The sequence below is a fragment of the Natronolimnobius baerhuensis genome (assembly GCF_002177135.1).
GTDB classification, from domain to species: domain Archaea; phylum Halobacteriota; class Halobacteria; order Halobacteriales; family Natrialbaceae; genus Natronolimnobius; species Natronolimnobius baerhuensis.
Genome location: NZ_MWPH01000003.1, coordinates 237,224 through 258,984, shown reverse-complemented (window position 1 = coordinate 258,984; position 21,761 = coordinate 237,224). Strand labels below are relative to the sequence as shown.

The 21,761-nt window shown below is 63.0% G+C and carries 20 protein-coding genes; 8 read left to right on the top strand and 12 right to left on the bottom strand.

Annotated features, from left to right (window positions below):
* Positions 1-35: 35 nt before the first annotated feature.
* Positions 36-662, bottom strand: a complete 627-nt coding sequence (locus B2G88_RS13840) for a DUF1684 domain-containing protein (RefSeq protein ID WP_087715094.1) — start codon at positions 660-662, stop codon at positions 36-38.
* Between the two features lie 269 nt (positions 663-931).
* On the opposite strand from B2G88_RS13840, the gene B2G88_RS13830 reads away from it, so the two are divergent.
* Positions 932-1,906: a CPBP family intramembrane glutamic endopeptidase gene (locus B2G88_RS13830; RefSeq protein WP_054863565.1), complete on the top strand. Its 975-nt coding sequence runs from the start codon at positions 932-934 to the stop codon at positions 1,904-1,906.
* Positions 1,907-1,992: 86 nt separating this feature from the next.
* Positions 1,993-4,395, top strand: a complete 2,403-nt coding sequence (locus tag B2G88_RS13825; RefSeq protein WP_087715091.1) for an ATP-dependent DNA helicase — start codon at positions 1,993-1,995, stop codon at positions 4,393-4,395.
* A 76-nt stretch (positions 4,396-4,471) separates the two neighbouring features.
* Here B2G88_RS13825 and B2G88_RS13820 read toward each other — a convergent pair whose 3' ends face one another.
* The 6 genes from B2G88_RS13820 to B2G88_RS13795 form a co-directional block, all read right to left on the bottom strand.
* The gene (locus B2G88_RS13820) at positions 4,472-5,305 is read right to left on the bottom strand and encodes a hypothetical protein (RefSeq protein ID WP_054863563.1); all 834 of its coding nucleotides are present in this window, start codon (positions 5,303-5,305) and stop codon (positions 4,472-4,474) included.
* A 293-nt stretch (positions 5,306-5,598) separates the two neighbouring features.
* Positions 5,599-6,135: an SHOCT domain-containing protein gene (locus B2G88_RS13815; protein ID WP_087715090.1), complete on the bottom strand. Its 537-nt coding sequence runs from the start codon at positions 6,133-6,135 to the stop codon at positions 5,599-5,601.
* A 93-nt stretch (positions 6,136-6,228) separates the two neighbouring features.
* A complete protein-coding gene (locus tag B2G88_RS13810) occupies positions 6,229-6,666 on the bottom strand; it encodes a GNAT family N-acetyltransferase (protein WP_054863561.1) in 438 nt (145 codons plus the stop codon).
* 1 nt (position 6,667) lies between these two features.
* A complete protein-coding gene (locus B2G88_RS13805; RefSeq protein ID WP_054863560.1) occupies positions 6,668-7,243 on the bottom strand; it encodes a redoxin domain-containing protein in 576 nt (191 codons plus the stop codon).
* An 80-nt stretch (positions 7,244-7,323) separates the two neighbouring features.
* On the bottom strand, positions 7,324-7,554 hold the full coding sequence (gene samp2, locus B2G88_RS13800; protein WP_054863564.1) for a ubiquitin-like small modifier protein SAMP2: 231 nt from the start codon (positions 7,552-7,554) through the stop codon (positions 7,324-7,326).
* 53 nt (positions 7,555-7,607) lie between these two features.
* Complete coding sequence (locus tag B2G88_RS13795; RefSeq protein WP_087715089.1) at positions 7,608-8,732, bottom strand: bactofilin family protein; 1,125 nt, start codon at positions 8,730-8,732, stop codon at positions 7,608-7,610.
* A 157-nt stretch (positions 8,733-8,889) separates the two neighbouring features.
* Here B2G88_RS13795 and B2G88_RS13790 point away from each other — a divergent pair, with 157 nt between their 5' ends.
* A complete protein-coding gene (locus tag B2G88_RS13790; protein WP_054863559.1) occupies positions 8,890-9,885 on the top strand; it encodes a replication factor C small subunit in 996 nt (331 codons plus the stop codon).
* 1 nt (position 9,886) lies between these two features.
* On the opposite strand, the gene B2G88_RS19650 is transcribed toward B2G88_RS13790, so the two are convergent.
* Positions 9,887-10,057, bottom strand: coding sequence for a hypothetical protein (locus B2G88_RS19650; RefSeq protein ID WP_176393247.1), 171 nt, complete (start codon positions 10,055-10,057; stop codon positions 9,887-9,889).
* Between the two features lie 78 nt (positions 10,058-10,135).
* A complete protein-coding gene (locus B2G88_RS13785) occupies positions 10,136-12,502 on the bottom strand; it encodes a GAF domain-containing protein (protein ID WP_087715088.1) in 2,367 nt (788 codons plus the stop codon).
* A gap of 396 nt (positions 12,503-12,898) precedes the next feature.
* Between B2G88_RS13785 and alaS the strand changes: the two genes are divergently transcribed.
* Positions 12,899-15,673: an alanine--tRNA ligase gene (gene alaS / locus B2G88_RS13780; RefSeq protein ID WP_087715087.1), complete on the top strand. Its 2,775-nt coding sequence runs from the start codon at positions 12,899-12,901 to the stop codon at positions 15,671-15,673.
* 158 nt (positions 15,674-15,831) lie between these two features.
* Here the strand turns inward: alaS and B2G88_RS13775 are convergent, their stop codons facing one another.
* Positions 15,832-16,512 carry a class I SAM-dependent methyltransferase gene (locus B2G88_RS13775; RefSeq protein ID WP_087715086.1) on the bottom strand — a complete coding sequence of 227 codons (681 nt, stop codon included), beginning with the start codon at positions 16,510-16,512 and terminating at the stop codon, positions 15,832-15,834.
* Between the two features lie 275 nt (positions 16,513-16,787).
* Between B2G88_RS13775 and B2G88_RS13770 the strand changes: the two genes are divergently transcribed.
* From B2G88_RS13770 to B2G88_RS13755, 4 genes are all read left to right on the top strand, one after another.
* Entirely contained in the window at positions 16,788-18,026 is a 1,239-nt protein-coding gene (locus B2G88_RS13770) for an extracellular solute-binding protein (RefSeq protein WP_087715085.1), read from the top strand.
* 210 nt (positions 18,027-18,236) lie between these two features.
* Entirely contained in the window at positions 18,237-19,862 is a 1,626-nt protein-coding gene (locus tag B2G88_RS13765; RefSeq protein ID WP_087715084.1) for an ABC transporter permease, read from the top strand.
* A 65-nt stretch (positions 19,863-19,927) separates the two neighbouring features.
* Positions 19,928-20,506, top strand: a complete 579-nt coding sequence (locus B2G88_RS13760; RefSeq protein ID WP_087715083.1) for a DUF7090 family protein — start codon at positions 19,928-19,930, stop codon at positions 20,504-20,506.
* A gap of 26 nt (positions 20,507-20,532) precedes the next feature.
* Complete coding sequence (locus B2G88_RS13755) at positions 20,533-20,850, top strand: nucleoside triphosphate pyrophosphohydrolase (protein WP_054863555.1); 318 nt, start codon at positions 20,533-20,535, stop codon at positions 20,848-20,850.
* Positions 20,851-20,860: 10 nt separating this feature from the next.
* Here B2G88_RS13755 and B2G88_RS13750 read toward each other — a convergent pair whose 3' ends face one another.
* Together B2G88_RS13750 and B2G88_RS20245 are read right to left on the bottom strand one after the other, a co-directional pair.
* Positions 20,861-21,643 carry a DUF7089 family protein gene (locus tag B2G88_RS13750; protein WP_054863554.1) on the bottom strand — a complete coding sequence of 261 codons (783 nt, stop codon included), beginning with the start codon at positions 21,641-21,643 and terminating at the stop codon, positions 20,861-20,863.
* Positions 21,643-21,732, bottom strand: a complete 90-nt coding sequence (locus B2G88_RS20245) for a hypothetical protein (RefSeq protein WP_449406693.1) — start codon at positions 21,730-21,732, stop codon at positions 21,643-21,645. Before B2G88_RS20245 ends, B2G88_RS13750 begins: the two co-directional genes overlap by 1 nt.
* Positions 21,733-21,761 lie beyond the last annotated feature (29 nt).

Genomic DNA, 21,761 nt, shown 5'->3' with positions numbered 1-21,761 from the left:
CTGACGAGTGCTCGAGAGTCAACTACCCTACCACACTACTCGAAGCGCTCGCCCGCCGGAATCGTGACCTCGAGCCAGTTTTCCTCGGGCGGAAGCGGACAGTCGTAGGTCTCGCTGTAGGCACAGAAGGGCGTGTACGCGAGGTTGAAGTCCACGACGAGGTCGTCGCCCGTTTCGAGGTCGCGATCCGGTGCGAGTTCCATGTAGCGCCCGCCCTCGTAGGTCTGCTGCCCCGTCGTCTTGTCCCGGAACGGGATGAACAACTGCTGTTCGTTCGGGCTCTCGAGTTGGTAGGCCGCGAGTTCGTAGGTGCCGTCCTCGAGATCTGCCTCGTCGCGCTCGAGGTCGAACTCGAGCGTGACGAGCCGAAGGTAGCGCATCTCTCGGCCCGCGGTCGTGTCCATCAGGACGACCTCGGGGTCGTCGTGGACCGTCGCGGTCGCGTGGACGCGATAGGTCGGGTCCGGATCGAAGTACTCGACGCCCGCGAAGTCGTCGCGCTCTTCGGGCGGCACCGGCGACTGCGGATGTTGTGCGAAGAACTCGTCCTTTTCGGCGCGCTTGTCCTCGAGTTCGGCCCGCCACTGCTCGACGTCGATGTCGCCCTCGAGTCCGTCGTCGGCGGTTGCAGCGGTATCGCTCGGCTCGCTGGAGTCGGTCATACGGGTGCTACCACCTCGGGACTGGAATGGGTTGCGCTTTGGGCAGTCCCCCTCGAGACGGCGTTGTGTGCCACTCGCGGCGCTGACGCAAGGCTTTTCGAGTCTCGCGACAACGACTCACCGATGCGACACCTCGAGATCGTCGTGGGTGATACTGTCGGACAGAAGTTAGTGAGAAGCCGGTCGCGAATTCGCGGCCGTCGCCCTCGGAGACGGCCGCAGTGGAGCGACCGATCTTCAAATAGTTCTGTCCAACAGTATGAGTGGCCGTGATCGACCGCCAGGCACTCGTCGTCTTTGTCGGGTCGCTCGTCGCGCTCGCGGGCGGGTTCGTCGCCGTCTCGTGGCTGACCGGCGTGAGTCTGATTCTGCTTGCACCGGCGTACATGTTCACGCCGTTTTTCGCCGGGCTCGCGACCTACATCGCGACCGGCAAATCGTTCGAGCGAGCGGGCCTTCGCTTCCCGTGGAACCGCCTGCAGTGGCTCGCTCTCGCCGCGGTTATCCCAATCATCCTCGTCCTGCTTGGCACCGGGCTCGCACTCGGCCTGCCGGGGGTCGAGTTCGTCCCCGACGCGAACCCGCTGACCGGCGAGGGAACGGATTTCGCACAGGTTCCGGAGGGTGCTGACGGCGAGACACCCGCCGGCCCGTCGTTCGACTGGCCGCTGAACCTCATCGTAGCGATCATCGCGGCGCTCGTCGTCGGCGCAACGATCAACGCCGTCTTCGCGCTCGGCGAGGAGTTCGGCTGGCGCGGCGTCCTCCTGACCGAACTCGCGCCGCTTGGCTTCTGGGGTGCCTCGGCCGCCATCGGCGTCGTCTGGGGACTCTGGCACGCACCGATCATCCTCGAGGGGTACAACTACCCGTCGTACCCGCTCGAGGGCGTCGCCGTGATGACGCTTGCCTGTCTCGCGATGTCGCCGGTCTACACCTACGTCGCCGTCCGCGCGAAGTCGGTCGTCGCGCCAACGGTGCTTCACGGCGTCTTCAACGGCTTTGCGACGACGATGCTCGTCTTCGCACAGGGCGGCCACGAACTCCTCGTCAACCCCGTTGGCGGGATTGGGATCGCCGTCTTCGGTCTCGCAGCCCTCGCGATTGTCCTGACCGGCACGCCGACGCTTGATCGCGACTGGGCACTCGAGGAGGCAGACGCCGAAGCCGATGCCGATACCGACGACACAGGCCTCGAGACGGCCGATCCCGCTGATGGCGACCCGGAACCAGACTCCGAGTAGCCGTCCCGATCCGCGACTTTATCTATCAGGAGGCGGCAAGGTCGGTTCGTCAACGCTATGGACGACCGCCGACGACTCCGAACCCAATGACGGACTGGCGCTCGATCTTCGGCCACCCCCAGCCGTACGACCCGCAAGTCGACGGCATCGAAACCGCCATCGAGACCGCTCGAGACGGCGGCTATACGGTCATCGAGGGAGCCTGCGGCACGGGCAAGACGATGATCGCACTCACTGCGGGGATCGACCTCGTGCGCGATCCAGACACCGACTACGAGCGCGTGCTCGTGCTCACGAGCGTCAAACAGCAACTGCGCCAGTTCGAAGAAGACTTAGAGACGATCAACGCGAATCTGCCCGACGACTGGAACCCCGTCTCGGGGCTCACGCTGGTCGGCAAGGCGGACGTCTGTCCGTACAACCGCGAACGTGCAGCAGGGTTCGACGACGGGAACGTCTACGACCGCTGTGAGACGCTGCGGGACCGGACCCGCGATCTGACCGGCGAAGCCGGCGAGACGACCGCTCAGAATCTCGCCGCACGCGCCCGCAGCCAGCAGATCGGCCTCGCCGACAGTGGAAATCAAGGCGGGGGCAATGCAACCTATCTCGAGAGCGCCGGCGAGCCCTCGCCCTATCCGCGCGATCTGCCCGAGTACGGCGAAGGCGGCCCCGTCGGGGCCGAAACCGAGTACTGCCCGTTCTACGCGCAGTACCTCGAGGACCTTCCGGAGGAAGACAGCGACGGCGATGCGAGCGAAGCCGTTCCGTACGACTTCACCGAAGCGGGGATGATCACGCCCGATGACCTCGTCGCGCGCTCGGTCGCCCACGGCACCTGCCCGCACTCGGTGATGGGCGCGGTGCTCGGCCACGCCGAGGTCGTCGTCGGCAACTACTACCACGCCTTCGATCCGCGCACGACGGGCACGTTTACGGGAGCCCTACTCGACGACTCGACGTTCGTCGTCTGCGATGAAGCCCACATGCTCGAGCCACGCGTGCGCGATCTGGTCAGCGAGGGCGTCGGCGACCGGACGCTGCGAGACGCCGCCACCGAGATTTCCCGCGTGCTCCAGCCGATCAAATTCGAACGCGAGGGCCGCCAGGCCCAGGGCGGCTCGAAAACCGCCGACGCCGACCTCGTACGCGCCGAACTGAACGACAGCGACGTCACCTACGAAGAACTCAATCGCACCCTCGAGTTCGTCGAGGATCTTCGTATCGAACTCGACCGGCGTGTCACTGCCCATCTCGACCGGAAACACAGGGGGTGGCAGTCGGACCTCACCGACCTCTCGGACGACGAAATTCCGCTCCGAGACCCGTCTCAGCCGGCCGAAGACGAGTTGACCGAGTGGGCGAGATCCGAGGGCTACAGCGACGCCGAGTGGGTTCGCGCCGAATCCGTCGGCGCCGTCGTCGCCCGCATTCTCAACGAAGCCGAAGACGAAGATCGGACGCGCGCCGCCCCCGCCGCGGGCCGCGTCCTCGGCGAATGGTATCGCTGCGATCACACCGAGTACTTCCGCGAAATCGAACTCGAGCGTACCTGGGACGACACCGAACCCGGCGACTCGTGGCGTCGCGCCTACAACGCCCGTCTCGCCTTGCACAACTGCGTCCCGAGCGATGCCATCGGCGAGCGCCTCGCCTCGTTCGGCGGCGGCGTCCTGATGAGCGCCACCCTCGAGCCGATGGACGCCTTCACCGAGGTGACCGGGCTCGAGTACCTTGCACGCGAGGACGACCGCCCGGTCGTCGAACGTCGCTACGGGCTGCACTTTCCCGCGGAAAACCGCGAGAGCTTCGCCGTCGCCGCACCGAAGTTTACCTACGATAATCGGGGGCAGCCGGGCGACGAGAATCGAACCCGAACCCACTACGCCAACGCGGTCGCGAAGATCGGCCGCCTGCCGGGGAACGTCCTCGTCGGCATGCCAAGCTATTCGGAAGCAAAGTGGATCGCCGGCGCACTCGAGGACCACCTCTCGAAACCGATCTTGCTCGACGCCTCGAGCGACGACGAGGCGACGGAGTCGCTCAAAAGCGAGTTCTTCGCGGGCGAGGGGAAAGTGCTCGTGACGAGTTTGCGAGGGACACTCACGGAGGGCGTCGACTACAGCGGCGACCGCCTCTCCGCCGCGGTCGTCTGTGGCGTTCCACTCGTCAACACCGCGAGCCCGCGCACGAAGGCGGTTCGGCGGGCCTACGACGACGAGTTCGGCGACGGCTTTACCTACGCGCTGACGATCCCCGCCGTTCGCAAGGCCCGCCAGGCAATCGGTCGCGTGATTCGCAGTCCGGAGGATGTCGGCGTGCGTGTCCTGCTCGACGAACGCTACGCACGCGAAAGCTGGGATTCTGTGCGTCCGTATCTGCCCGACGACGGCGAGTTCCAGACCGTGAGTCCGGACATGCTCGAGATGGGACTGGACCGGTTTCGGTCGACACTCGAGTCGGATCAGTCGAGGTCGCCGTCCTCGTAAACTGGACGAGTCGACCGCGTTCGGGACGGAACTGATCTTTTCGACCGAGTACCAATGAACTCGGATTCATGAACGGCTATTCCATCGGGATTGGAAACACGTCGAGGTCACCGTCCTCGTCGATCACGGCGTTTAGTCCGCCACACTCCGCGTCAAACGCGTACGTTTCCGTCGGCCCGTTCTCGACGGACACCGTGATTTCGTAGACGCCGCCGTTCGTGAGCACGTCGGATAGCCAAACGCCTTCTTCGTACGCACCCGCGTCGACCGTTTCAGTCGTTTCCGTTTCGGCACAGACGTCGACAATCGTGACCGACACCGTTCGGACCTCTCCGAGGGATTCGAGCCGGAACGACACGGTATCACCCGTATAACAGTCGTGATCGATGTCACCGACCCCGTCCAGCGGTTCGATCCATCCGATCTCGAGGCCATCGGGAACGATTGCGATGGCGTGTCTGTAACACGACCGGTCAGGCCAGACGACCTCTCGATCCGGTTCGTTCTCGATCTGGATAGTCGCCCGCAGCTCCGTCGACCCAAACCAGCCCGATTCGACCGACTGAAACGCCTGCCGCTCGAGGACCCGTTCGCCCGAATCGAGCGCGTACGACTCCGTCAGCGCATCGTCGTGGTCGATATCCACGGAGACCGTGACGTCTTCGTCCCGTTCGTTTTCCACGGCAATCGCCGGCTTCGCGTCCTCAGGACACGGCCCCTCGTCGCCCGGATTGTCGCCGAGTCGCTCGGAGAGCGACAGTGCTGCGGGACCGCAGTCCGCCGGCGCTTCTGTATCAATCGACGGTGACGGGGTGAGTACGTCAGTATTTGAGGACCCACGTTGTAGACATCCGACAACTGGAATCGTAACCCCTGACCCAGCTATCGCGAAAAGATCCCGGCGGTTCATAGTGTAAAATACCGTAACTAATTAGTAAGTCAACCGGTTCCAGTCGATACTCGAGTCAGAGAGTCGATAAGAAAACGACGGCCATCGTCGTGAACGCCTCCCACGGCCGAATGCATGACTAAGCAGCCACTATCGTTTAGGAGAGTGGGTGACAACACCCAGTCGCTTCCAGGTGGAAGCACGTATGTGAGAGGGTGGTTGTGGTAGGGATCGCACTCTCACATACCGCACCTTTCGGTGCAAGTCAATCGTTTGCACGGTGAGTATTTAGGCTTTCTTCGAGCGGCTAAGTGTCAGTTGTGATCTTGAAGTCGGTCTCGAGTCGTGTTGTCGTCGGCCCCTCGAGTTGATGAATCGACCTCGTCGAGGCGAGCATCCAGTCGGCGTTCAAACTCGTCTTCGGAGAGGTCACCGGCTGCGTACTGGCGCTTGAGATCAGCGAACGGGTCCGTCGCATCGACGTCGTCCTTCGCGGACGGATCGCGCTGTGGCGTTTCGACCGGCGGATTCGCCCGGTCCATCCCCGGAACGGAGTAGTCGGCCGCCGACTCGAGGTTGCCGATGAGCGAGAGGTACAGCGGCCAGAGTGTGAGCAGTCCCACGAGGACCATGGGAATGCCGACGCCGAGTAACACCGTCGTCCAGAACAGCATGGCAAGCGACAGCCCCCAGTAGATCACTTCGGCACCGAAGATCGCGAGCAGCCAGAGGCCAAAAAAGCTACTCAGCGAGCCAAGAAGCCACCGCCCGAGGGCACCATCCGGCGTATAGTGTTCGACGAGTGCGTGCCACCTGCGCCACGAGGACTCGTCGGGGCGACGACTGGTCATACCCATAATCATTGTAACTGACACATAATCGTATCGCTGTATCATCATATCAACATGAGTGTTGGAACTCGAGGTTGTCCCCCGGTTTTGGGACTATACGTGATCAGCGGCGACAGCCACACCGCGATGGCGCTTGTCGTCAATCGACTCGATGGAAAACCCCAGTCGCTCGTAGAACGGCCGCACCCCCTCGTCGAATCGCGCGGTGAGTCGTCCCTCCCGCTCGAGGGCGTGTTCGATCAGCGCGCGGCCGAAGCCGCGACCGCGGTGGCTCCGACGAACGCCGATGGCTGCGATGTGTGCGCCGTCGTCGTCTGCGAGTGGCTCGAGGACGATGGTGCCGAGGATGCGTTCGCGCCCGGACGCGGTCGCTGACTCTGCCGAAGCACTCCCGCGGTGATCGCCCGCGACGAATACGTCGCCAGCGTCGAGCCGGGTTTCGACATCGCCCGGCTCGAGCATCGCGGCGTCGAGGATCCGCCGGACCTCGAGGCGGTCGTCGGGCGTTGCAGGACGGACAAAGACGGCCATCTCACGCCTGTCGGTCGACCGTGGCCAACAAGTCGTCGATGTCGGGGCGATCCATGGTCGTTCGGCCGCGGTGACTCGCGGTCAGCGTGAGTTTGGCCTCGCTCGAGTCCTGATCCGGGGCGTCCAGTTCGGTGGCGTCGTCAGATCGAACGTTGAAGACGAGCGCGGCTGGCATCCGCCCGACGAGGTCAAAGTGTTCGCCGAGCGCACCGAGTCGGATCGGCTGGTCGAACGCCTCGCCGGCGACCGCGTCGGGGTCGGCACAGATCGGGAACGGAAGGTCGTAGCGTTCTTGCCACTCTGTGACACGCTCGCGTGGCTCGGGGACAATCGAGACCACCTGACACCCGCGCTCGCGAAATTCGTCGTACCGGTCGGCGACTGCCCGAACCTGGCGGCGACACTGCCCGCAGTGGTGGTCGCGGTGGAGCAAGACGACGACCGCCTCGTAGGCCGGATCCGGCTCCTCCGTCGTTGTCGGATCCGTCGGCTCGACTGGGTCGGCCAACTCCGCAAGTGTGAGCGTGTCCGGACCCGGACCGACGTTCGCCAGTGTGACGCGGGCACCATCAGTCATATGTCTCTGTATCAGTGCCACCGTCAAAACCCTCGAGCTTTCATATCCCACGACCCCGGAACTCGGGATGTCAGGCCGTCTCAGTCGACGCAACCGCCTTTGATCAGTCGCAACACGGTCACGTGCTCGCTTTCGACTGGCTGATCCTCCGGCACCGGTCGCCCGTCGACGAGCACGCTTACCTCGTGGGGACTGAGGTCGACCGCGCGGAGCAACGCGGCGTACGTCGGTCGGCCGTCGGTTCCGTCTGCAACCTCCTCGAGGTCGAACTCGTGGGTCCCCTCGCCTTTGATATCGACGGTGACGTGCATACGCGACGGTTGTGAGGGCGCGGACTTGAGCGCGTCGCTCGGCGTCGTCACGTTCAGTCCATCGGCGACTCGGACGGTCCGACTCCAGCCGGCGAGTCGCGTTCCCGGTTTCGCGCCGCTCGTCGGTGTGCGTACAGCCCCCAGCCGAGTGCGCCCAGTCCGAGCAGGAAGACGACGAAATTGATCAGCCCGCCGACGTAGGGGATCTGCGCAACCAGCGCGCCGGCGACCAGCCCGACGACGAGCGCGAGCCAGCGATTCTCGAGGCCGACCAAACCGAGCAGCCACGCCGCGACGGCGAATCGCCCGTAGACGACGCCGACCCAGACGAGCAGCGCGAACAGGAACGATCCAATGACCGACAGTGGGATGCCGATGACGGTAATCGCGAGCGCAATGAGCGCGATTGGCACACCGATGAGCAACCCTAGCCCGGCCAGTCCGGTCCGAATCGGATCGCTTGCGACACGAGCGGCGACGCCCGCCGAAAAGCGCGGGAAGAGCGCGAGCAACACCACACCGAGGAGCAGGTTTGCCGCGAAAATGTACGCCGAAAACAGCCAGGAGGCCACCGGCTCAATCGACGGTACCACGTCGCCGGTCACACCGAGCGAGGAATCTTCCGTAATTGTGCCCGCGACGGCGTCGGTGTTGCCCTCGAGGTCGCCGCCGTAGCGCAGATCGCCCGCGATTGCTGCGTCGTCACCGAGTCGGATCGTGTCGGCACCGACCTCTGCGTTCGACTCGAGCGTGCCGTCGATAACGATGCTGCCAGCGCCGGCCGAGAGGTCGCCGCCGATAGTCGCGTCCTCGCGGATCTCGAGGCTCCCCGTTGCGGCCTGAAGGTTGCCCTCGACAGTGCCCTCGATGACGACGCTGCCGCCGGCTGCTTCGAAGTCGCCACCGATCTCGCCGCTCTCTGCGACCTGTATCGAGCCCGCGACGGCGCTTGCATCACCCGTGACCGTTCCCTCGACGACGACCGACCCCGCGAACGCCTCGAGGTCGCTGACGGTCTCTCCTTCCTCAACTATCACCGTGCCGCCGGTCTGTGCATCGGTCTGGGCGAGCACCGCAGTCGGAACCAGCGCCAGCGTACAGGCGATGGCGAGCACGACGACGGCGACGATTCGGACCGACCGGGCTCGTGTCTGTAATCGCTTTGGTGTTCGTGTCATCTCACTCACTCTCTCGAGCTACCTCGAGCAGCGAGAAAAAGCTGTCACGCAGGGAGGAGGCGAACTACTCGAGGGGGACGTATCGGCGCTGGCGCTCGGACGTCGGAGCCGGAACCACCTTCGGTCGATTTATTTCCCGGCCCACCCTTGGACCGGTATGAGCGAGGCCGACGCCGAGGCGGCGGAGCCCACACCCGGGAAAACCGAAGTCTGGATCGAAAAGTACCGCCCGCAGCGGCTCGACGAGATCAAGGGCCACGAGAACATCGTCCCGCGCCTGCAACGGTACGTCGAGCAGGACGACTTGCCGCATCTCATGTTTGCAGGCCCAGCCGGAACAGGAAAAACGACGGCTGCACAGGCTATCGCCCGCGAAGTCTACGACGACGACTGGCGCGAGAACTTCCTCGAGCTCAATGCCTCCGATCAGCGCGGCATCGACGTCGTCCGCGACCGGATCAAAGACTTCGCGCGCTCCTCCTTCGGCGGCTACGACCACCGGATCATCTTTCTGGACGAGGCGGACGCGCTCACTTCTGACGCTCAGTCAGCGCTGCGCCGGACGATGGAGCAGTTCTCCAACAACACCCGCTTTATCCTCTCCTGTAACTACTCGAGTCAGATTATCGATCCGATTCAATCTCGCTGTGCGGTGTTCCGATTCACCCAACTTACCGAGACCGCAATCGAGGCGCAGGTGCGCGAAATCGCCGCCGACCAAGATATCGAAGTCACCGACGACGGCGTCGACGCGCTCGTCTACGCGGCAGACGGCGACATGCGCAAGGCGATCAACGCCCTGCAGGCCGCGGCCGTGATGGGCGAAACCGTCGACGAGGAAACCGTCTTCGCGATTACCGCCACCGCGCGCCCGGAGGAGGTCGAGGAGATGGTGACCCACGCCATCGGCGGCGACTTCACCGCCGCCCGCGCCGCACTCGAGGACCTGCTGATGGACCGCGGACTGGCCGGCGGCGACGTGATTGACCAACTCCATCGCTCCGCCTGGGAGTTCGACATCTCCGAGCAAGCCACAGTTCGGCTCCTCGAGCGCCTCGGCGAGGTCGACTACCGGATCACTGAGGGTGCAAACGAGCGCCTGCAACTCGAGGCGCTGCTCGCGTCGCTGGCGCTCGAGGGCGACGGCGAATAGGCTACTCGAACTGCGGGTTTTTCAGCAGGTCGAGGACGACGAATATCGGGAGGGCAAACAAGAGGACGAAAAGCGGGAGGTACGCGAACGAGACGTCTCCGCTGCCGTCGACGAACACCTGCACGATGAGCGTGTACGCGATAATCGCGAGGAACAGTTCTGTGCGGTTCATACCAGAACAAGTTACGATGGATACATGAATTTTCTCAAACACTGCGCTACGTACGTACAACTCGAGTCCCAGCGCCGGCTACACTCGATTTCGGTTCACGCTGATCGCGTCGACCCCGCGGAACGCGAATGCGGTCCCGTCATCGTCTTCGGCGACGCCGATGTCCCAGCCGTGCTGGTCGGCGATTCGCTCGACCAGCCCGAGTTGCACGCCGGCACCATCGGAGGCAGTTAATCGGCCGGGTGTGGGCGCGTCCTGCCGGCCGTCGCCAGTTGCGTTCTCAGTGCCCGTCGGTCGATCACCGGCCACGTAAAAGCCGTCGTCAGTCGCGCCGACGGTGATCGTCGCCGGCGTCTCCTCGTCGGTGTCCGACCTGCCGTCGTCGTCAATCGCAGCGTCAAGCACGTACTCGAATAACTCCCGTAAGTCCGCTCTGTCGGCCTCGAGAATGAGGTCATCCTCTGCAACTAACTGCGCGTTGCCCGTGTCGATATCGGTCCACGCGCGTCGGGCAACGTCCTGCAGCGCAATCGGCTCCGTCTCGTCCGAGGCATCGTCCCACGCGGCGACGGCCTCGAGATCCTCGAGTCGCGCCGCGAGTTGCTCGTGGGCCTCCGCGATCACGGCGAAGTGATCGTTACTGCCCGTCTTGGCGGCCAGTTCACGGTAGTTTCGTGCCGTCGACAGCGGCTGCTCGAGGTCGTCGTCGATCAGATCGGCGACTCGCTCGAGACGGGCGTTCGCGGCGGCGAGTTCGAGTTCTCGTCGCTTGGACTCGGTGATATCGTCGTAGACGAGCAGGCCTTCGCAGTCGGCGGCCGCTGGCGCGTCGGCTGCCTGCTCGAGTGGGATGATCGTCAGCATGAAATCGCGGACCCCCTCAACGGTGTCGCGCTGGTCGAGAATCTGGTACTGCTCGGTCGCAGCCAGCGCGTCGGCGAGCGTTTCGGCTCGCTCCTCGAGGCCGTCGGGGACGACGTACGCCTCGACTGGCTGGCCGCGGACGGCGTCGGGGTCGTCACCGAAGACGGCTTCGACGGCCTCGTTGACATCGCGGATGATGGCCTGGCCGTCGGCGATGTCATAACGCAGCGTCGGTTTGGCGACGTCTTCGACGAGCGTGAGCAACTGGTCGCGTTCGGCTGCGATTCGATCCCGCTCGCTCGCGAGTTGCTCTGCGGCGGCGGCGAACTGCTCGCGTTCGGACTCGAGGCGCTCGACTTCCCGTTCCAGTTGATTGCGAGCGTTGACGACGCCCATCTCGTCCCAGTTGCGCTGGAGAACGGCTGCTGCGGCGTTACAGAGGCCCTGCAAGAGCGCCACGTCCATGTCGTCAAACGCGGCCTCCGTGTCGGCGACGATTCGAATCACGCCGATATCGCCAACCGGGACGCTACACAGCGAGCGAGCACCCTCAATCGGCAGCCGAATATCCGGATGGTCGCGCACGTCGTCGATACGAGTCGGTTCACCCGCCTTGAACGCCGTTCCGAGCGGGCCATCGACGGCAGTGGACTCGAGGGCGTGTCCCGGAACCGCTGGCGACGCAGCGCGCGGGACCAGTTCGCCGAAGTGGACGGTCGAAAGCCAGCAGTGACGAAAGCCGAGAACGCCGACCGCGCCCTCGACGACGCGGCCAAAGAGTAGTTCCCGGTCCCGGCAGTCGACGATTCTGGCAGTCGTCTCGAGCAGCGCGGTCGCCGTTCTGGGATCGGCGCGCATGGCCTGTCGGTCGGTGCCGATGACAGGGGGAGCGCTAGCCGCACCCCCGCCATCGATTGTCTGCTCGGGGTGGGCAACGGACTCCTCGAGTGCGCCAGCGTCGGTGCCTGTGCCGGTGTCGGTTCCTGCGCCGGAATCACCAGCAGCGTCGGCGTCATCGTGACCGCTCTCGTCCGCTCTCTCGGCTGTGTCAGCTGCGTCCGCGGTTGGCTGGGCCTGCTCGTCGTGGTCTACACCCTCGAGACTAGCCTCGACAGTCGCGTCCGAATCCGCCCGCTCGAGCGGCGACTCCGCGGTGGGGCCGCCGATGGCCTCGTTGTGACACACCTTCGAAATCTCGTCTGCGAGGTGGACAACGGCGTCGTCGGTGCCGCGGCGAACGTAGCCGTCGATACCCTCTGCCGAACGCGTGACCGCGGAGGCGTAGGATGCGTCGGTAAAGAGCACGAGCGGCGTCGCCCCGCAGACAGAGACGATCTCGAGGACGCTCATAGAGACCTCCTCGTCTGTAGATTCGTGGATCACGACGCAGTCGGCGTCCGGCGCTAGCTCGCGCAAGCGCTCAGGTGACTGGACTGCTTGAACAGTGGACTCGAGGTCAGGGTCGGTCTGTGCGGTGACGCGTGCGAGTGTCTCAGCCCCGGAACGGGCTGTCCCGTCGGTCGGCGCGACGTAGAGGATCGTTCGTGCGTGTGTGCGTGAGCGAGGTGACGAGTGTGCCATCAGTGATCAGCGGTCGATAGTGGGTTCGGTCGGCAGAGCGACTGGGGGTCCGGTCGGGGCTCGCTGGGATCGCATCCGTTCGGGTGTCCGCCCAGCGAGCAGTCTATACATAGTGTGCTGCAGACCTGCGGTAAAGATTTGCTGGCCGAATCGTCGCATTCGAGGCGAAAATATCAATTGAACATACTTTTGTGCAGCGTATCGGTACGTGTCCCGAGAGTGTCTCTCGTCTGACCATCCCCCATTACAGACAGTATTCGTTTCCGAATGGTGATTTCCGAACCAATCCCCAAGCAGGCAGTCCTGTCGATGACAATCGACCCGGATTCAGGGCGAATTCTCCCGTGGTGAACGTTGCGGAACTGTTTTAGGCGCTGGCTGGCCAACACAGATATAATGACTGAACTGGCGGACGAGTACCGCCTCGAGTACTTCGAGGAGGAAGGATTCGTGCGCACGGAGTGTCCCGAGTGTGGGGCACACTTCTGGACGCGCGACGAGGACCGGGAAACCTGCGGCGAGCCGCCCTGTGAAGAATACGACTTCATCGGGAGCCCCGGGTTCGCAGCGGAATACAGCCTCGAGGAGATGCGCGAGGCGTTCCTCACGTACTTCGAGGACCAGGACCACGACCGAATCGACCCCTACCCCGTCGCGGCGAACCGCTGGCGTGATGACGTCCTGCTGACCCAGGCGTCGATTTATGACTTCCAGCCGCTGGTCACGTCGGGCGAGACGCCGCCGCCAGCGAACCCGCTGACGGTCTCACAGCCCTGTATCCGAATGCAGGACATCGACAACGTCGGCAAGACCGGCCGACACACCATGGCCTTCGAGATGATGGCCCATCACGCGTTTAACACCCGCGAGGACGCCGACGAGGAGTACGCCTACGAGGGCGAGGTCTACTGGAAGGACCGCACCGTCGAACTCTGTGATACGCTGCTCGAGGAGTTGGGCGCAGACATCACCGACGTCACCTACATCGAAGATCCGTGGGTCGGCGGCGGCAACGCCGGCCCCGCAATCGAGGTCATCTACAAGGGCCTCGAGTTGGCGACGCTCGTGTTCATGTGCATGGAGCAAGACCCCGACGGCGACTACGAGATCAAAGGGGACCGCTACTCCTACATGGACACCTACATCGTCGACACCGGCTACGGCTTAGAGCGCTGGACCTGGATGAGCCAGGGCACGCCGACCGTCTACGAGGCGATCTACCCGGAGATGATCGACTTCCTCAAGGACAACGCGGGAATCGAACACACCGACGAGCAGTCCGCCCTCGTTGCCCGCGCAGCCCGCCTCTCAGGGAATCTCGACATCGACGACGTCGACGACGTCGAGGAAGCCCGCGGCGAGATTGCCGACAAACTCGAGGTCTCGGTCGAAGAACTACGCGACCTCGTCGAACCACTCGAGGACATCTACGCCATCGCCGATCACTGCCGGACGCTCGCGTACATGTTCGGCGACGGCATCGTCCCGTCGAACGTCGGCACGGGCTATCTCGCGCGGATGGTGCTCCGACGCACCAAACGCCTCTGCGATAATGTCGGGATCGACGCCCCGCTCGACGAACTCGTCGACATGCAAGCCGAGCGCCTCGAGTACAACAACCGCGATACCATCCGCGACATCGTCCGCACCGAAGTCGAAAAGTATCGTGAAACGCTCGAGCGCGGCGGCCGACGCGTCGAGAGTCTCGCTGAAGAGTACGCAACGAAAGACGAGGCGATTCCGACCAACGAGTTGATCGAACTCTATGACTCCCACGGCATTCAGCCGGATATGGTCGCCGAAATCGCCGATGAGGCGGGAGCCGAGGTTGACGTCCCCGACGACTTCTACAGCCTCGTTGCAGACCGCCACGACACTGTCGAGGCCGCCGAGGCAGCGACGGATGATGACGAAGACGAACGCTTCGAGGACCTCCCCAAAACGGAGCGCCTCTACTACGACGACCAGCAGCGAACCCAGTTCGAGGCCATCGTCCTCGACGTCTTCGAGCGCGAGGAGGGCTACGACATCGTCCTCGATCAGACGATGTTCTACCCCGAAGGTGGTGGCCAGCCTGCCGATACTGGGTCGCTTTCAACCGACGACACTGCCGTCGATGTCACGGATGTCCAGATCGAAGACGGCGTGATCCTCCACCGAACCGACGAGAGCCTCGGCAAAGGCGAGTTCGTCAACGGACAAATCGATGCTGGCCGACGACGCCAACTCATGCGCCATCACACGGCGACGCACATCATCATGCACGCCACCCGCGCCGTCCTCGGCGACCACATCCGCCAGGCCGGTGCCCAGAAGGGCGTCGACTCCTCGAGAATCGACGTTCGCCACTACGACCGAATCTCCCGCGAGCATGTCAAACAGATCGAAGCCGTCGCGAACGACCTCGTGATGGACAACGTCAGCGTCACGCAGGAGTGGCCTGACCGCCACGACGCAGAAGCCGAACACGGCTTCGACCTCTACCAGGGCGGCATCCCGCCGGGTGAACAGATCCGACTCATCCACGTCGCCGAAGACGTCCAGGCCTGCGGTGGCACCCACGTCGCCCGAACCGGCGACATCGGCTCGATCAAGATCCTGAACACCGAACGCGTTCAAGACGGCGTCGAGCGGATCACCTTCGCTGCTGGCGAGGCCGCCCTCGAGTCGACCCAGGATAACGAGGACGCCCTCTACGAGGCCGCTAACAGTCTCGACGTCTCGCCCGAGGACGTTCCCGAGACCGCAGAACGCTTCTTCGAGGAGTGGAAGGCTCGAGGAAAGGAGATCGACGACCTCACCGAACAGCTCGCCGAAGCCCGCGCCAGCGGCGGTGGCGGCGCTGAGGAGATCGACATTGGTGACGCAGTCGCTGTCGTCGACCGCATCGACGCGGATATGGACGAACTCCGGGCGACTGCAACCGCCATCAGCGATGAAGGCAAGATCGCTGTCCTCGGAACCGGCCAAAGCGGTGCCCAATTCGTTGTCTCCGTCCCCGACGGCGTCGGCGTCAACGCTGGTGAGGTCGTCGGCGAACTCGCCGCCAAAGTCGGCGGCGGCGGTGGCGGCCCGCCGGACTTCGCACAGGGCGGCGGCCCCAACGACGAGGATCTGGACGACGCACTCGAGGACGCCCCCAATGTGTTGCGCCAGATACTCGACGCCTAACCCGTCTCAGTTCGGATTTGTAGTCAGCGTGAAAACGACGCGAACGACCCTCGAGTGGAAACCAGGGGGTTGCAAAACGGACAGATTTTCTCGAGTCGCCGGTAGCGGGCATGCTGACCACCTCGAGTGGAAACAGTGGTCGGGAATCAGTGACAGTCTTACGGTGTGACGCCGACAGTGAGCAACGTCCCAAACTCACGGTAGCGTTCGACCATCGCTTCGCGAGTGTCCCAGTCCTCGAGTGGGAATTCGGCTGCGGCCGGGATCGTGATCTCGCGGTCGGGGATGGTATCCTGTTCAGCGACGTGGAGGCCGGCTTCGCGGAAGGCCTCGCGATACTCAGTTCGGTCCCAGCGAGTCATTTCGATCTCGATGAACTCCTGCCACTCGTGAGAGTGGACGTTCTCCTCGTAGTAGTTGACCGCACAGTAGAACGTGCCGCCGGGGCGGAGGATCCGGGCAATTTCCTCGAGCGTGTGTTCGGGGTCTGCGGCGTAGTAGAACGCCTCCATCGACCAGACGTGATCAATTGAGTTGTCGGCAAAGGGCAGTGCGTCGAAGTCGCCGACGACGTAGCCGACGTTTGGGTCATCCGTGTAGCTGGCTGCATTGCGGGCCATTTCCGGCGAGCCATCCAGACCATACAGTCGGCCGGCGTCGTTTGTGTCTCGAAGCGCACGCCCGGCGTAGCCGCTGCCACAGCCAAGGTCGAGGACGGTTTCTCCCGGTTCGACCGGCATGCGCGCGAGTGCGTGTTTCGCGGTATGCCAGTGGCGCTCTTCCATCCCTTTATCGCGTCCGCTCGTCGCCCACTCGTCGAATTCTGCGCGTACGCTCATACGGAGATGTCGGTCTCAGCGGCCAAAGTCGGTTCGGCTTCCGACTCGAGGAGGGTGTGTCCGCGCGCCAGCGGAGAAACAGATGCCGGCAAACTAGAGCGACCGACAGGCTCTTTAGGATAGCCTAAAAAGAAGTAGCTGAGAGGTTTAGGTCGGCCGAAATACCGTGGGCATCGGTCTCGGTCGAACGGACAGCTACCGCTGTCTGGCCCTCTCTCCCGTTTTCTCGAAAATAATCGGAAGGTATATGTGTTTTAGGTCGGCCTAAAACAAGTATGCAACAGCGAAACAGCGATCACACGAATCGATTCGGCCGCCGACCATTCCTCGCCAGCGCAGGGCTTTCTGCAGCGGGCCTCGCTGCCCTTGCAGGCTGTCTTGGCGATGATGACAGCGGCAACGGGAACGGCGACGAAGACGCTAGCGGCAACGGCAGCGACGACGGCAACGGCGGAGGGTCCAACGCAGCAGGATCGGTTGCCGCTGCCGAACCACTCGCGAGTCCAGTCGACTCGAGTGGCGTTTCCTGGGACGATCTCGGCGATCTCGAGGGTGAGATCACGGTCTACTCGGGCCGAACACGCGACCAGATCGACCTGGTGTTCGAAGAACTCGAGAACGAGTACGACGGTTTCGAGATTCTCCGCGATTACGACGACAACGACGTTCAGGTCAACCAGATCCAACAGGAGGGAGAGGCGACGCCGGCAGACGTCTTCTATTCCCAGGACCCGGGCGCACTCGGTGCCGTTCACGACATGGGCCTCGTTCAGCAGCTTCCGGAAGACATCGTCGATACCGTCCCCGAAAGTTACCGCGAACCCGACGGCTACTGGACTGGGGTCAGCGGCCGGGTTCGGTCCGTCTTTTATAACGAGGATCGACTGGATGAGACGCCGTTCGACAGCTGGGACGAGTTGCCAACGGATATCTTCGAGTACGCGACCGATGATCGATTCGAGGGCATCATCTCGACGCGGCCAAACTCCGGGACGTTCCGCGGGTTCGTCCAGGCAATGGTCGACCTCGAGGGCGAAGACGCGACGCGACAGTGGGTCAGCGACTTTATGGAACAGGATCCAGATCTGTTCCCGAGCGGGAGCGACCAGGCTGCAGCCGTCGAACGAGGCGGTGACGACGACCCGATTATCGGTCTCGGCAACAGCTACTACGCCGCCCGCCTTGTCAACGAGGACCCCGACTCGCCGATCCGTGTGACGTTCACTGAAGGCGACGCAGGCGCCCTGTTCAGCGTCGCTGGTATCGCCGTGACAAACGAAGTCGATGACCCCGAACTCGTCGCCGAGTTCGCACGCCACCTCCTCGCCGTGGAAGGCCAAGAGTTCATGATGGACGACAACGGCGAGTTCCCAGTCGTCGACGGCGTCGACTACGTTGGCCCGCTGCCTGGCCCTGACGAGCTCAACTCGCCGACGTACGACCTCAGCGAGTTCGACATGGATCTCCAGGAAGCCAACGAGGTGCTGGAAGACGAAGGCATGATGCCACTCTAAGTACCGTCGCGGCTGACAAGTGGACACAAATTGGGTCGACAGTCGGACCGCAAGAACTCGAGTCGTTCCCGCTGGCATCACTCGACCCACACCTTTTTATTCCGATCACCGACACTGGTGTCCCGATTCGAGGGACCAATCAGGAGGTTCAAGAGAATCGAGAGCCGACCGATTCCTAGAAGCGCCGGTTCGATTGCCTTACCATCTACGATGAAATCACTCAAAAACGCCATCGACAACGCGCAGCCTGTCGACGCGGTTACGGAGCGACTCGAGCGCGCCGATCCCTGGGTGGTCGCTTTGGGCGGCGCAAGCGCGTTCGTCGCGTTCTTGGTCGTGTTGCCGATGTTCTGGCTGCTCTGGCAGGCGTCGACAGTTGAACTCTCTCGGTCGGTTGATCTTCTTCTCTCGCCAGAGACCGCACGAATTACAGTCAACAGCATCGGGCTGATGGGGTTCGTCACGCTGTTTTCGATCCTGCTTGGCGTCCCACTTGCCGTCTTGACCACTCGGACCGATCTTCCGTATCCCCGGTTCTGGACGGTCGTCGCCGCGCTCCCGCTCGTGATACCGAGCTACATCGGCGCGATTGCGTTTACCGGCATGTTCGGCTCGGGCGGCCAAGTCGACTCACTTCTGGGGATGTCGATTCCGCGCGTCGACGGCCTCTCCGGCGCGATTTTCATTATCACGCTGTACACCTACCCGTACGTCTTCTTGACGACTCGAGCAGCGCTCCTGTCGATGGACAGCTCGCTGGCTGACGCCGCACGAACGCTCAACGCCGGCCCGTTCGAAGCATTCCGGCGCGTAACCTTCCCACAGATCAGGCCAGGGATCGCAGCCGGTGCGTTGCTCGCCGGTCTCTACGCAATTTCCGATTTCGGAACGCCAGCGTTCATGCAAGCGAGCGTCTTTACGAGCATGATCTACTGGGAGTTCAGTAGTTTCGCCGTCGAGTACGCCGCGTTACTTGCCTTACAACTGATCGCAATCGTCGCCATCGTCCTCGTCATCGAAGCCGGAATCGGAAGTGACGAGGATGCAAGCGGCGGCGTCGGTGCACGCGCAGGAAGTACGATCCGACTCGGCTACTGGAAGTGGCCAGCAATGGGGTTCGTCTCGGCAATCGGCGCTCTCACACTCGTTGTCCCAGTTGCGATCTTTACGAACTGGTTGATTCACAGCCAAGGCGATCCCATTCCATCCCTCGAGTTCCACTGGGAGTTCGCGTACAATTCGGTCCGGCTCGCGTTGCTGGCCGCGCTGATCGCCTGCCTGTTCGCGATTCCAGTCGCATACTACTCCGGCCGAGCGAACTCTCTCGTCTCGCGTATCCTCGAGCGAGCGACCTACATCGGCTTTGCCGTCCCGGGAATCGTCATCGGGCTCGCGCTGGTGTTTCTTGGCACCCGAACGCTGCCCTCGCTGTACCGCCAAGGCGTGTGGCTGCTCGTGTTTGCGTACGTCGTTCGATTCCTGCCACAGGCGGTCGGGACCGTCCGCTCGTCCGTGCTCCAGGTTGATGACAAGACAATCGAGGCCTCCCGCACATTGAACGCTGGCCGAATCGAGACGTTCCGCCGCGTGACCCTGCCGGCTATCATGCCGGGTTTGGTCGCCGGGGGCGTCCTCGTGTTCCTGACAACGATGAAGGAACTGCCAGTGACGCTCATGCTCCAACCCGTCGGGATGGATACGCTCGTGTCGATTATCTGGGACGCACAGGATGCACTGGCCTATCGGTACGCCGCTATCCCATCGCTCATCTTGATCCTCATTTCAGGGTTCTCGATGCTCGTCTTGCTCCGACAGGAAGGCGGGAAGATCAGTTAGTATGGACCCCACTGACACGACACATCCGCACTATTAAGTCGATTCCAAGAGTTGTTGACGCCACCATGGAGTACACGCTCGAGATTGACGAGACGCCGGAAACGATTGCAGGCGGGACAGGAATCCTCTTGCTCCATCCGAGTACAGGCGAAACAGATCGCATCGATACCGACTTTCTGAAAGTCGATACGGATCACTTCCTCGTCGTCTCCACGCGAACCACTGCCCGCGAAGTCAAACAAAAACTCGAGTACTACGACGTCGACGAAGAGCGCGCCGAAATTCTGGATACGCTCTCAATCGAACGCGGCTACTCCCGACGCAAAACCGACACCGTCCACTACGTCGCCGCCCCCGACGACATCGACGGCATCGTCGAACACATCGAGGGCTTTCTGAGCGAACACGACGGCAAACTCCGCATTAGCTTCGACTCCGTCACCGAACTCGCCTACTACGCCGGCGACGACGATGCACTCGAGGCCGTCGAACGAATTCTCAACCTGCTCGAGGAGTACGACGCCGTTGGCCTCTTCCACCTCTCGGAAGACCCACACGACGATGCAGTTGTCGACGCGTTCCGTGAGCAGTTTGCTGGGATTATCGACCTCGACGAAGACGGCAGTGTCGACGCCGACTTCTAAGTCCGCTTCGACGACACTCCTGAGCGATGCCAACAGTATACGACAAACTCGTTCGCGACCGTATTCCAGCGATCATCGAAGCAACCGACGAGCAGCCAGTAACACACACCGTTGAGAACGAAGAGTACGCAGACCGACTCGCAGCGAAACTCTGCGAAGAAGCCGCCGAGTTCGACGAGGACCGAACGCTCGAGGAACTAGCAGACGTTCTCGAGGTCATCAACGCGATACTCGCACATCGAGACATCGACCGAACCGAACTCGAGCGCGCTCGTCGAGAGAAACGGGCCGAGCGCGGCGGGTTCGAAGAGGGGATCGTCCTCGAGCGAGTTGACGAACAGTAATTCCGTCGTCTTATTCTGCGAGTGAGTCGAACGTTTTCTCCGCCCACTGAACGGCGTAGGCTGGGCCATGCTCGACATACGCCTCGGTGTCGAGCGCCGCAAACGGAGCCGGTAACTCGAGTGCGTGTTTGAGCCCCGAACAGGCGAGTTCGGTCGCATCCGCAAACGACGTTTCGCCGCGTGCAACCGCCCGCGGGAGCCCAGAGATCCGATCCTCGAGACGTGTGCCGGCGTCCTGCCAGGCATCGGCGAGGTCGGGATGGGTGCCGTGCCACGTCGCGAATTCGTCGCGCGTTTGCAGACCAACCCACCCATCGAACAGCGCTGCCGCGACCTGATAGGTGTCGTTCGGATCAAGCGCAACCGCCTTATCGAGCTCGCGATACTGGTCCTCGAAGAAGCCAATGAAGTGCTCGGGCACCTCGAGTCCGAGTTCGACGAGTGCCTCGGCGAGCAAGAAGTTCAAAAACGATTCTGGCGTCCCCTCGACGCGGGGTTTGACCAGCACGACTGGTGGCGTCGTCTGGCGCGTCCAGGCGATGCTACCGTCCCCTGGCATGCCTATCGTGAGATCCGAGCCGACGTAGCGCTCGAGGAGCGTCGGTGAAGCATCTGGCAGCCACGACGACGGATAGCTCGCCGGCTCGAGTGCCTCGACGACGAGCCCGAGGCCCTCCGCGCGGGCGGGTGCGAGTGTTTCAAAGTCCCGGTCACAGTCGAGTACCATCGCGTCGGGTGCATACTCATCCCGAACGGCCGCGACGGCACTCGAGCAGTCTCGTTCGCTGAACATCAGGCGAAGACGTTCTGGAAGACGAGCAGGACCGACAGGAGTGCTGAGACAGCGACCGTTGCGAGAACGATCTTGGTTGCAGTGCTCATACTCGAGGGCAATCACTGCCGTCGCTTAA